Here is a 13,969-nt window from a genome sequence, read left to right as displayed (position 1 = left end):
ACGAGAACAGCACGATCTTGGCTTCCGGCAACAGTTCGTGCAGGTGCCAGGCGGCGTCGACCTTGGGCCTCAGCACGGTGTCGAACTGTTCCGGCGTCAGCGATTCGATGACGCCGTCGTCCAGCACGCCCGCAGTGTGCACGACCGACTTCACAGTGTGCTTCTTCAACAACCGCTGCAACGCCTTGCGGTCACTGACATCGCATTTGACGACCTTGACGGTCGCCTCGACGTCCCAGTCGGGCTTCTTGCCGCTCCGGCTGGCCAGGATCAGCTCCGTCACGCCGTGCTCGGCGACGAGATGCTGTGCGATCACGCCGCCGAGCCCGCCGGCGCCGGTGATCAGCACGGGGCTCTCCCACGTGATCTCCCGCGTCGCCACGGTGCGCTGAAGTCGTGGCGCCAGCAACTGCCCTTGCCTGACCCGAATCTGCGGCTCATCAGCGGCAAGCGCCTGTGGCAGAACGGCATCGTCGTCGATGTCGACCAGCACGAACCGGCCGGGGTGCTCGGTCTGCGCCGACCGCACGAGGCCCCACACCGCCTGCGCGGCCAGATCCCCTTCGCGTGTCACGAAAGCCAGGCGCTCGGTGCGTTCAGCGGAGATCCACTGCTGGAGCTTGGCGAGCACGCGAGTCGTGAGCGCGCGCGTCGACTCGATGACGTTGCCGTCACCCACGACGTGCTCGATCACAACGCCTTCCGCCACCTCGGACGGCAGTGCGACAGGCGTCCACTCGACCCGGAACAGCGAGTCGCGGTCGACCTCGTTCTGCGGCAACGCAACGGGCCGTACGACGAGCGACTCGACTGTCGCGACCGGCTGGCCCGTGGTGTCGGCGAGCGCGATCTCCATCGCGTCACCGTGGGAGCGCAACCGGACCCGCAGCTCCGTCGCGCCAGTGGCGTGCAGCGAAACGCCTTCCCAGGAGAACGGCAGCCCCGCGCCGTCCTTCGCGAGCAACGCGGCGTGCAGCGCCGAGTCCAGCAGCGCCGGGTGCAGCCCGAAACCCGTGGTGTCACCGGGCGTGGTGACCTCGGCGTAGACGTCGTCGCCGTCCCGCCACACCGCACGCAGTCCCTGGAACGCGGGCCCGTACTCGAAGCCCATGTCCGTGAACCGTTCGTAAGCTCCTTCGACGTCAACGCTTTCCGCACTCGGCGGCCACACGCTCGCGTCGAAGTCGTTCGTGGTGCTGCCTTGCGAGAGTGAGCCAGACGCGTGCTCGATCCACGGCGCGTCGTCCTCGGCGCGCGAGTAGATCACGACCGGACGGCGTCCGCCGGCGTCCTCGGCTCGCACCGCGACCTGCAGCTGCACTGATCCGTCGAGCACGAGCGGTGCGGAAATCGTGAGCTCGTCGAGCTTGTCGCAGCCGACCTCGTCACCGGCCCTGACCGCGAGTTCGACGAAGGCCGTGCCGGGCAACAGAACCGTGCCGCTGACGGCGTGGTCCGCGAGCCACGGGTGCGAGCGCGTCGACAGCCTCGACGTGAACAGCACGTCGTCGCCGCCCGCGACGCTGACCTCCGCGCCGAGCAACGGGTGCTCGACCGCGCTGAGGCCGAGCCCCGACGGGTCACCCGACCGCAGCTGCCCGGCCGGCCAGAACCGCTGCCGCTGGAACGCGTACGTCGGCAGGTCGATCAGCTTGCCGCCGTTGAAGAACTCGTCCCACGTGACGTTCAAGCCGCTCACGTGAGCCTGCGCTAGCGCCGTGATCAGCTGCGCGCGCCCACCTTCGTTGCGTCGCAGCGTCCCGAGCACCACGGCCTCGGTGTCCGCGGCTTCGACGGTCTGCTCGACGCCGATCGTCAGCACCGGGTGCGCGCTGGGCTCGACGAAGAACCGGAAACCGTCGCGCAGCAAGGCGTTCGTGGCGTTCTGGAACTCGACGGTCTGCCGCAGGTTGGTGAACCAGTAGCCGGCGTCCATGATCGCGGTGTCGATCGGCTCGCCGGTGACCGTGGAGTACAACGGAACCGTGCCGGTCCGCGGCTCGATGCTCGCGAGATCCGCCAGCACCCGCTCGCGGATCGCCTCGACCTGCGGGGTGTGCGACGCGTAGTCGACCGCGATCATCCGCGCCCGGACGTCCTGCGCCACGCACTCGGCCACGATCTCGGCGAGCGCCTCCACCTCACCCGCGACCACGGTCGACCGCGGCCCGTTGACCGCCGCGACCGCGACCCGGTCCTCATAGCGCGCGATCCGCGGCCGCACCTCGTCGACGGGCAGCGACACCGACAACATGCCACCGCGCCGCGACAACGCCTCGTCGACAGCCTGCGAGCGCAACGCCACCACCCGCGCCGCGTCCTCCAGGCTGAGCGCCCCGGCGACCGCCGCCGCCGCGATCTCGCCCTGCGAATGCCCGACAACCGCATGCGGCTCAACGCCGTACGAGCGCCACACCTCGGCCAGCGACACCATCACCGCCCACAGCACGGGCTGCACGACGTCGACCTGGTCCAGCGGCTGCTCGTCCTGGAGCACCTCGATCAACGACCAGCCGACGAACGGCCGCAGCGCCGCGTCGCACTCCGCGATCCGGCGCGCGAACACCTTGTTGGTGGCCAGCAGCTCACGGCCCATGCCGACCCATTGCGAACCCTGGCCTGGGAACACGAACACGGTCTTGCCCGCGGGCGTGACCTGACCGGTGATCACGTCCTCCCCGATCACCACCGCCCGGTGATCGAAACTCGCCCGCGCAGCAAGCGTGAACCCGACGTCGACCGCGTCAGCCTTCACCGCCCTGACCCGCTCGACCTGGGCTGCCAGCGCTTCCGCCGACTTGGCCGACACCAGCCACGGCACGCCGTCCCAGCTGTCGTCACCGCTGCCACTGCCTGCACTGGCCGCGCCGAGCGCGCCTGCCCCCGCCTGAATCGATACGGGTTGGCTGGCCCCCTGGGGGGATCCACCCCCCATCCCAATCATCTCAGGCAGGTCCGACAATTCCTGGCCGCCCGGAGCTTCCAAGATCACATGCGCGTTCGTGCCCGATACACCGAACGACGAGACACCCGCGCGGCGCGGGCGGGAGACCTCGGGCCAAGAGCGCGTCGAGGTCAGCAGTTCGACGTCACCGGCCTCCCAGTCGACGTGTGACGACGGCTCGGTGACGTGCAGGGTGCGCGGCAGCACGCCGTGGTGCAGCGCCTGCACCATCTTGATCACCGATGCGACACCGGCGGCGGCCTGGGAGTGGCCGATGTTTGACTTGATGGAGCCGAGCAGCAGCGGTTCGGCGCGGCCCTGGCCGTACGTGGCGAGCAGCGCCTGGGCCTCGATCGGGTCGCCCAGCGGCGTTCCGGTGCCGTGCGCTTCGACGGCGTCGACATCGGTGACGGACAGACCCGCCGAGGCCAGCGCGGCGCGGATCACCCGTTGCTGCGAAGGGCCGTTCGGTGCCGTCAACCCGTTCGAGGCGCCGTCCTGGTTGACCGCGGAACCACGAACCACCGCGAGGATCCGGTGACCGTTGCGCAGTGCGTCGGACTGGCGCTCCAGCACGACCTGGCCGATGCCCTCGGCCCAGCCGACGCCGTCCGCGGAATCGGAGAAGGCTTTGGAGCGGCCGTCCTCGGAAACGCCGCGCTGGCGCGAGAACTCGATGAACGTCGACGGCGTGGACATCACCGTCACACCACCGGCCAGCGCCAGCGAGCACTCCCCCGACCGCAGCGACTGGATCGCCCAGTGCATCGCGACCAGCGACGACGAACACGCCGTGTCGACGGTGACCGCGGGTCCCTCGAACCCGAACACGTAGGACACGCGACCCGACGCGACGCTGCCCGCGCTGCCCTGGCCCTGGTGTCCTTCCATGTCGCCGCCACCGACGACGGACTGGTAGTCGTTGTACATCAAGCCGGTGAACACACCGGTCGCGCTCCCCCGCAACGACGTCGGGTCGATGCCGGCGCGTTCGATGGCCTCCCACGCGGTTTCCAGCAGCAGGCGTTGCTGGGTGTCGGTCGCCAGGGCCTCACGCGGTGACATGCCGAAGAACAACGGATCGAAGTCGGCCGCGTCGTGCAGGAACCCACCGGAGCGCGTGTAGGAGGTGCCGATGTGGTCGGGATCCGGGTGGTACAGGCCTTCGAGGTCCCAGCCGCGGTCGGCCGGGAACCCGCTGACCGCGTCGACCTCGTCCATCACGAGCCGCCACAGCTCTTCCGGCGTCGTGACGCCACCGGGATAGCGGCAGGCCATGCCGACGATCACGATTGGATCGTCCGAAGTGGACAGCAGCACTGGCAGGCCCGGGGCGGGCGCAACGCCACCGAGCAGTTCATCGCGCAGGTAGGACGCCAGCGCGCCGGACGTCGGGTAGTCGAAGATCAGCGTCGCGGGCAGGCGGATGCCGGTGGACGCCGTCAGCCGGTTGCGCAGTTCGACGGCGGTCAGCGAGTCGAAGCCGAGGTCGCGGAACTGGTGCGCCGGATCGACCGAGTGTGCGCCGCCGTGCCCGAGAACGCCCGCGACCTCAGTGCGAACGACGTCGAGCAACGCCTCCAGCCGGTCCGCCTCTGACATCGCCGACAGGCGGGAGACGAGTGTGACGGCGGTGTCCGAACCCGCGACCGCACGCTTCGAGCGCGTCCGGACCAGGCCGCGCAGCACCGGCGCCACCTCGCCTTTCGCCCGCAGCACCGCGAGGTCGAGCCGGAACGGCGCCAGCGCGGCGCCTCCGTGTGCGATGGCCGTGTCGAACAGCTCGACGCCCTGCTCGACCGAGATCGGTGGCATGCCGGCGCGGCGCATGCGTTCGACGTCCACTTCGGACAGATATCCGGCCATGCCGCCTTCCCAGGCACCCCAGGCCAGCGACACGGTGTTCGGCCGGTGCGCGGCGAGGGCGTCGAGGAACGCGTTGGCCGCGGCGTAGTTGCCCTGCCCCGCGCTGCCGAGCGTGCCGGCGACGGACGAGAAGAGCACGAACCGGTCGAGGTCACCCGCCAGTTCGTGCAGGTTCCAGGCGGCGTCGACCTTGGGCTTGAGGACGTTCGTGAGACGCTCCGCTGTGAGCGACTCGATCACGCCGTCGTCCAGCACACCGGCGGCGTGCACGATCGACCGGACCGGGTGCTTCTTCAGCAGCTTCTGCACGGCTTTGCGGTCCGACACGTCACACTTCGCGACGGTGACACGCGCGTCCAGCTCTTCCACCCACGATGGCTTTTCGCCACGACGGCTGACCAGAACCAACTCGTCAACACCCTGCGCGACAAGGTGTTTCGCGATGACACCGCCCAGGCCACCGGTGCCGCCAGTGATCAGCACCGGCCCCTGCCAAGTGACTTCACGCTGGGTTCCGGCCACTCGCGCGAGGCGAGCGGCCTGCACGACGCCGTCACGGATGGTCAGCTCGGGCTCGTCGACGCCCAACGCCCGCGCGACGAGCTCGCCCGAGTCGGTGTCGATGAGGCCGAACCGGCCGGGGTGCTCGGTCTGCGCCGACCGCACCAGGCCGCGCACAGCCGCACCCGCCAGGCATCCCTTGCCGGTGACGAACACCAGCTTCTCGGGCCGCTCCTCGGCGATCCACTCCTGCAGCCGCGCCAGCGCTTGCGCCACCAGGGCATGCGTGGCCTCGACGACCTCGCCCTCAGCAACGACGTGCTCCACCACAACGTTCGCCGCGGGCTCTTCCGGCAGCTCGACGTCGACCCAGTCCAGTTGGAACAGCGAGTCGCGGTTGGTCGTGGCCAGCTGGTCGGCCGACACCGCGCGCACCACCAGCGCGTCGACCGACGCGACCGGCGCGCCACTGGTGTCCGCGAGGGCGATGGCGAGGTTGCTGCCGTTGCGGGTGAGCTTGACGCGCAACGCCGTCGCGCCGGTCGCGTGCAGCGAGACGCCTTCCCACGAGAACGGCAACCCGGCGCTGTCGTCGACGAGCAACGCGGCGTGCAGCGCCGAGTCGAGGAGCGCCGGGTGCAGCCCGAAGCCGCTCGCCGTCACGCCCTCGGGCAACGCGACCTCGGCGAACACGGTGTCGCCGTCACGCCACGCCGCCCGCAGCCCTTGGAACGCGGGCCCGTACACGAAGCCGTTCTCCGCGAACCGCTCATAGGCGTCCGCGACGTCGATCGCCTCCGCGCGGGGAGGCCACTCGCCGACATCGGCGATCACGGCGCCGGACCCGAGCACACCGGTGGCGTGCTCCGTCCACGGCTCGTCGACCGCGCTCTCGGCGCGCGAGTACACGGAGATCAACCGGCGGCCGTTCTCCTCGACGCCCACGATCAACTGAACCTGGACGCCACCGCTCTCCGGCAGCACCAGCGGCGCGGCCAGCGTGAGCTCCTCGACGCGATCGAGCCCGACCTCGTCCGCCGCCCGCACCGCCAGCTCGACGAGAGCAGCACCCGGCACGAGCACCGCGCCGTGCACGGTGTGGTCGCTCAACCACGACCGGCGCGACAGTCGCGCCGTGAACAGGTGGCCCGCTCCTCCTGCGAGTTCGACGGCGGCACCGAGCAACGGGTGCTCCACCGCGCCCAGCCCAGCCGACCGGACGTCCGACTTCGAGGTGCTCTCCGGCCAGAACGACTGGTGGTCGAACGCGTAGGTGGGCACGTCGACTCGTCGACCGCCGGTGTACAGCTGCGCCCAATCAACATTGATTCCGTCAACGTGTACATGACTGAGTGCAGTCAACATTGATTCAACGTCAGAATTGACGCGCGTCAACGTCGGAATCAACCCGTCAACCATCGCCGTCAACTGTGCGTCGGGACCGATCTCGACCAGCGTGACGTCACCCAGCCGAGTGACGTTGTCGTGGAAGCGCACCACGTCACGCACATGGTTGACCCAGTAGTCGACTGTGTTCACTTGTCCGGATGTTGACATCTGGACAACCGGCTCGTGGAACGCGATGTCCGCGATCGCCGCGCGGAAGTCGTCCAGCATCGGCTCCATCAACGGCGAGTGGAACGCATGGCTGACCTTCAGGCGCTTGTTCTTCCACTTGTCCGCGAGGGCGAGGACTTCTTCTTCGACGCCGGCGATCACGATCGACCGCTGCCCGTTGACAGCAGCAATGGACACGCCATCGGTCAGGTGCGCGCGCACCTCTTCTTCGGACGCGATGACCGACACCATCGCGCCACCGGCCGGGAGGTTCTGCATGAGGTTCGCCCGCGCCCGGACGAGCTTCGCCGCGTCCTCGAGGCTGAGCACTCCGGCGACGTGCGCGGCGGCGATCTCACCGATCGAATGCCCGGCGACCTTCGACGGCCGCACACCGAACGACTCGAGCAACCGGTACAACGCGACCTGGATAGCGAAGATCGCGGGCTGCGTGTGCCCGGTCCGGTTCAGCGCTTCGGCGTCGTCGCCCCACATGACGTCGCGAACGCCTTCGAGGTGCTCCAACACCTCGTCCAGCGCGCCCGCGAACACGGGAAACGCCTCGTACAGCTCACGCCCCATGCCCAGCCGCTGCGAACCCTGCCCGGAGAACACATACGCGAGCGGCTTCCCGCTCACCACACCCTGGGCGATGACCTGCCCGCCGAGCACCACGGCCCGGTGGTCGAACCGCGTCTTCAACGCGAGCGAGTACCCGATGTCCCGCGGGTCGCCGTCCAGCTCCAGCACTCGAGCCAGCTGTGAGTCCAGCGCAGTCGCCGACTTCGCCGACACCAGCCACGGCAGAACTGCCTGAATCGATCCGGGTTGGCTGGCCCCCTGGGGGGATCCACCCCCCATCCCAATCATCTCAGGCAGGTCCGACAATTCCTGGCCGCCCGGAGCTTCCAAGATCACGTGCGCGTTCGTGCCCGAGACGCCGAACGACGAGACGCCCGCCCGGCGCGGACGGGAGACCTCAGGCCACGAGGTGGCGGAGGTGACGAGGGTGATGTCGCCGGCCTCCCAGTCCACGTGGGTGGAGGGCTCGTCGGCGTGCAGGGTCGCGGGGACCAGGCCGTGGTGCATCGCGTGCACCATCTTGATCACGCCGGCGACGCCTGCCGCGGCCTGCGAGTGGCCGATGTTGGACTTGACGGAGCCGAGCAGCAGCGGTGAAGGGCGGTCCTGGCCGTAGACGGCGAGCAGCGCCTGGGCTTCGATCGGGTCGCCCAGGGTCGTGCCGGTGCCGTGCGCTTCGACCACGTCGACGTCGGCGACCGACAGGCCCGCGGAGGCGAGGGCCGAGCGGATCACGCGTTGCTGCGAGGGACCGTTCGGGGCGGTGAGGCCGTTGGAGGCGCCGTCCTGGTTGATCGCCGAGCCGCGTACGACGGCCAGGATGGTGTGGCCGTAGCGCAGCGCGTCGGACTGGCGTTCGAGCACGAGGAGGCCTACACCCTCGGACCAGCCCACGCCGTCGGCCGCGTCGGAGAAGGACTTGCAGCGGCCGTCCGCGGAAAGGCCGCGCTGGCGGGAGAACTCGACGAACGTGGACGGCGTCGACATCACCGTCACACCGCCGGCCAGGGCCAGGGAGCACTCGCCGTTGCGCAGGGCCTGGGAGGCCAGGTGCAGTGCTACCAAAGAGGAAGAGCACGCGGTGTCGACGGTGACGGCCGGGCCTTCGAAGCCGAAGGTGTAGGAGACGCGGCCGGACGCGAACGTGCCGGCGCTGCCCATGCTCTGGTAGCCCTCGAACTCGTTGCCGCTGATCACGACCGAGTAGTCGGTGTACATGACGCCGGCGAACACACCCGTCGCGCTGCCCCGCAACGAGACCGGGTCGATGCCCGCGCGTTCCAGGGATTCCCAGGCGGTTTCCAGCAACAGGCGCTGCTGCGAGTCGGTGGCGAGGGCCTCGCGCGGGGACATGCCGAAGAACGCCGGGTCGAACAGCGGTGCGTCGTGCAGGAAGCCGCCGGAGCGGGTGTAGGAGGTGCCGATGTGGTCGGGGTCGGGGTGGTAGAGCGCATCGACGTCCCAGCCGCGGTTGGACGGGAAGTCGGTGACCGCGTCCACGCCGTCGACGACCAGGTGCCACAGGTCTTCCGGCGACGACACGCCTCCCGGGTAGCGGCAGGCCATGCCGACGATCACGATCGGGTCGTCGGAGACCGCGGCACGCACCTCGGCGGCGGGAACGATCGCGTCGGAGCCGAAGAGTTCGTCGCGCAGGTATTCGGCCAGCACACCGGCGTTCGGGTAGTCGAAGATCAGCGTCGCGGGCAGGCGCAAGCCTGTGACGGTGGTGAGCTGGTTGCGGAGTTCGACGGCGGTCAGCGAGTCGAAGCCCAGTGACTGGAAGGCGCGGCCGGGGTCGATCTCGTCGGTGCCCGCGTGGCCGAGGACGGTGGCGACCTGGCCGCGCACGAGGTCCAGCAACGCTTCCAGACGCCCGTTCTCGTCCAGTCCGGCGAGCCGGCTGACCAGCGAGACCGCGGAGGCGGAACCCGCGACGACGCGGCGCGGGCGGGTCTTGATGAGGCCGCGCAGCATCGGCGGGATGTCGCCGCGGCCGCGCAGCACGGGCAGGTCGAGGCGCACCGGGACGGCGTTGGCCGCACCCGTCGCGGCGTCGAAGAGTTCGATGCCCTGCTCGACGGTGATGCCGGGGATTCCGGTGCGCGCCATGCGTTCCGCGTCCGCGCCGGACAGCATGCCCGCGATCCACGGGCCCCACGCGAGCGACGTACCGGCGAGACCCTCGTTGCGGCGGTGTTCCATCAGGGCGTCGAGGAACGCGTTCGCGGCGGCGTAGTTGCCCTGACCGGCGGTGCCGATCGTGCCCGCGACTGAGGAGAACACGACGAAGGCGTCGAGGTCCTTGGTCAGCTCGTGCAGGTGCCACGCGGCGTCGACCTTGGGGCGCAACACGTTCGTCAGACGCTCTGGCGTGAGCGACTCGACGATGCCGTCGTCGAGGACACCGGCGGTGTGTACGACGGCTCGGACCTCGTGGCGTGCCAGCAGGTCTGCGACGGCCGCGCGGTCGGCGACGTCACACGCCTCGACGGTTACTTGAGCTCCCAGCGCTTCCAGCTCCGCGACGTCGGCCTCGCCGCGGCGCGAGACGAGCAGCAGGTCGCGGACGCCGTGCGTGGCGACGAGGTGCCGGGCGATCACCAGGCCGAGTCCGCCGGTGCCGCCGGTGATGAGAACCTTGCCCTGCCAGGAGAGTCCGTCGGCTGGCGCCAGCCGGGCCAGGCGCGGCACGAAGGTTTCACCGGCATGCAACCGGATCTGCGGCTCGTCGAGTGCGAAGACCTCGGCCGGCACCTCGCCGTCCGCCTCCACCAGCACGAAACGGCCAGGATGCTCGGTCTGCGCCGACCGCACCAGACCCCACACCGCCGCCGCCCCCAGGTCGCCGGGGCGCGTCACGAAAGCGAGAGGGTCCTGCCGCTCGTCCGCGATCCACTGCTGCAGGCGCGCGAGCACCCGCGAGGTCAGGGCGTGCGCGGCCTCGATTGGGCCACCACCGTCGGACATGACGTGCTCTACCTCGACCTCGGCGGTCTCGGTGGGCAGCGCGACGGGCGTCCATTCGACGTGGAACAACGCTTCGCGCGCGATCCCGGAGTCGTCGGTGGGGATCGGGCGGGTGACGAGGGAGTCGATCGAGACGACCGGTGTGCCGTCGGGGTCCGTCGCGGCGATCGCGAACGACTCACCCTGGGGCCGGATGCGCACGCGCAGTGCGGAAGCACCGGTCGCGTGCAGCGAAACACCCTGCCACGCGAAGGGCATACCGCCTTCGGACGTGCTGAGGTCCGCGGCGTGCAGGGCGGCGTCCAGCAGTGCCGGGTGCAGACCGTAGCGGTCGGCTTCGTCGGCGATGGCGACCTCGGCGTAGACGTCGTCGCCCAGTTTCCAGGCCGCGCGCAGCCCCTGGAACGCCGGCCCGTACGCGAAGCCGTTGTCCGCGAGTCGCTCGTAGAACCCTTCCAGCGCAACCGCTTCCGCACCGGCAGGCGGCCACACCGACGTGTCGATGTCGGTCGTGGCGATGCCGGAAGCGAGGAAACCTGTGCAGTGCTCGAGCCACGGCGTGTCTGGGTCGAGCCGCGAGTACACGGTGATGGCACGGCGTCCGGTGGCGTCTTCGGCACCGACGGCGACCTGGATCTGCACCGCGTCGTCGAACACGAGCGGCGCGGACAGGGTGAGCTCGTCGAGGCGGTCGAGGCCCAGTTCGTCGCCCGCGCGCAACGCCAGTTCGACGAAAGCGGTGCCGGGGAACAACACCCGGCCGCCGACGACGTGATCAGCGAGCCAGGGCTGGGTCGCGACGGAAAGTTTGCTGGTGAACAGCGCGCCTTGGCCGTCGGCCATCTCGACCGCCGCGCCGAGCAGCGGGTGGCCGACCGCGGTGAGGCCGAGTCCGGACGCGTCGACGTTCTTCTTGGTCGACGGCCAGAAACGCTGCCGCTGGAACGCATACGTGGGCAGGCCGATCCTGGTGGCGCCCGCGAAGAACGGCTGCCAGTCGACGCTCGTGCCTTCGACGTGCAGACGGGCGAGGGCGGTGATCAGCGTCTGTGGCTCGGGACGGTCCTTGCGCAGCGTCGGGATGCCGCCGTCGACCAGCGCGGACAGCACGCCGTCGGGGCCGATCTCCAGGAACCTCTTGTCGCCCAGGCTGGTCACGGTGTCGTGGAAGCGGACCGTGGCGCGGACGTGGCGCACCCAGTACTCGGCGTTCGCGACGTCGCCCAGGCCGGGGATGTCCGGAGCGGAGAACCGGATGTCGCTGATGGCGGTACGGAAGTCGTCGAGCATCGGGTCCATCAGCGGCGAGTGGAACGCGTGGCTGACGGACAGCTGCTTCGTCTTGCGACCGTCGAACTGCGCGACGACCGCGCGGGCTTCCTCTTCGACACCGGCGACGACGAGGGCGTCGGGCCCGTTGATCGCGGCGATGGACACACCCGGCGTGAGGTGCGGGGTGACTTCGGCTTCGGTGGCCTGAAGCGCGATCATCACACCGCCGCGTGGCAGCGCCTGCATGAGTCGCGCGCGAGCCTGGACCAGTTTCGCGGCGTCTTCGAGGCTGAACACGCCCGCGACGTGCGCGGCGGCGATCTCGCCGATCGAGTGGCCGGCGAGGTGGTCGGCCCGGATGCCGAAAGACTCGGCCAGCCGGTAGAGCGCGACCTGCAGCGCGAAGATCGCGGGCTGCGCGTGGCCGGTCTGGTTCAGTGCTTCGGCGTCGTCGCCCCACATGACCTCGCGGACACCCGAGAGGTGCTGCGCGACCTCGTCGAACGCCGCACGGAACGCGGGGAACGCCTCGTACAGCTCGCGCCCCATGCCGAGGCGCTGCGAACCCTGCCCGGTGAACAGCATCGCGAGCTGCTTCTCGGTGGCTGTGCCGCGAGCGATCTCGGCACCGTCGAGCACCACCGCGCGGTGGTCGAACAGCGTGCGCAACGACAGCGAGTACCCGACGTCCCGCGGATCAGCGCTCACCCCGGCCAGCTGCGCGACCTGCCCGGCCAGCGCTGCCTCGGACTTCGCCGACACCAGCCACGGGGTCGGAATCGATTCCGACTGGGCCCCCCGGGGGGAGACCGAGGTCCCCACTCCAAGCGTCCCACGAGGGGGCGACGAATCCGGGTGGGAGAGATCGACAACGGGTGGGTTGTCCACAGGCGCCGAGTTGTCCACAGATTCGGGGGTGGGGGTTGCGGCTTCGACGATCAGGTGGGAGTTGGTGCCGGAGACGCCGAACGACGAGATGCCGATTCGGCGGGGGCGGTCCACCACAGGCCACGGGGTGGCGGAGGTCAGCAACGACACCGAGCCGGCGGACCAATCGACGTGCGACGACGGTGAGGTGATGTGCAGGGTGCGCGGCAGGACGCCGTGCTGCATCGCCTGCACCACCTTGATCACGGAGGCGACGCCCGCCGCCGCCTGCGTGTGACCGATGTTCGACTTGATCGAGCCGACGTACAGCGGCACCGCGCGGTCTTGGCCATAGGTCGCGATCAGGGCGGCGGCCTCGATCGGGTCACCCAAAGTCGTGCCGGTGCCGTGCGCCTCGACAGCGTCGACGTCAGCGGGTGAGAGACCGGCGGAGGCCAGCGCCGCGCGGATCACGCGTTGCTGCGAAGGGCCGTTCGGCGCGGTGAGGCCGTTGGAGGCGCCGTCCTGGTTGACGGCCGAACCGCGCAGCAGGCCCAGGACCTGGTGGCCGTGAGCAACGGCGTCGGACAGGCGTTCCAGCACCAGCATGCCGGCGCCCTCGGCCCAGCCCACGCCGTCGGCGGAGTCCGAGAAGGCCTTGCAGCGGCCGTCGGCGGCGAGGCCGCGTTGCAGGGTGAACTCGATGAAGGAGTCCGGCGTGGCCATGATCGTGACGCCGCCGGCCAGTGCCAGCGAGCATTCACCGGAACGAAGCGCCTGCATGGCGAGGTGCATGGCGACGGAAGAGGAGGAGCAGGCGGTGTCGACGGAAACCGCGGGACCCTCGAAGCCGAAGGTGTAGGAGAGACGGCCGGAAAGCACGGACGCGATGAGGCCGGTGGAGGCGTGCCCGTCGCCGTCCACCGACACCAGATCCGCGTAGTCCTGGCCGTTCGTGCCCACGAAGACGCCGGTCTGCGAGCCGCGCAGGCCCGCGGGATCCAGGCCCGCGCGCTCCAGGGCCTCCCACGTCAGCTCCAGCATCATGCGCTGCTGCGGGTCCATGCCGAGGGCCTCGCGCGGCGAGATGCCGAAGAAGTCGGCGTCGAAGGAGGCGAGATCGGTCAGGAAACCGCCCTCCTGTGCCAAAGAGGCACCGGCGCGCAACGACGACAGGTCCCAGCCGCGGTCCGCCGGGAACGGCGAGACCAGGTCCCGTTCCGCGACAACGGCTTCCCACAGCTGCTCGGGTGTGGTCACCCCGCCTGGGAAGCGGCACGACATGCCCACGATCGCGATGGGCTCGCTGTGCTTCTGCTCCAGCTCGAGGACGCGTTCACGAGCCCGGCGCAACTCGACCGTGACTCGCCTCAGGTAGTCGGCAACCTTGTCCTGCTGCTCTTCCTGCAC

General features: G+C 69.9%; 1 protein-coding gene (running past one end of the window). It reads right to left on the bottom strand.

Annotation, left to right across the window (positions count from 1 at the left end):
- Positions 1-13,969, bottom strand: the 5' portion of a protein-coding gene (locus SK803_RS10550; RefSeq protein ID WP_319965665.1) for a type I polyketide synthase. The gene continues 13,733 nt to the left of window position 1, outside the view; 13,969 of the gene's 27,702 nt are visible here — the first part of the coding sequence; the start codon lies at positions 13,967-13,969; its stop codon lies off the left edge, out of view.

The organism is Lentzea miocenica, assembly GCF_033949945.1.
Lineage (GTDB): Bacteria > Actinomycetota > Actinomycetes > Mycobacteriales > Pseudonocardiaceae > Lentzea > Lentzea miocenica.
This window is presented reverse-complemented; position numbering and strand designations above follow the sequence as displayed.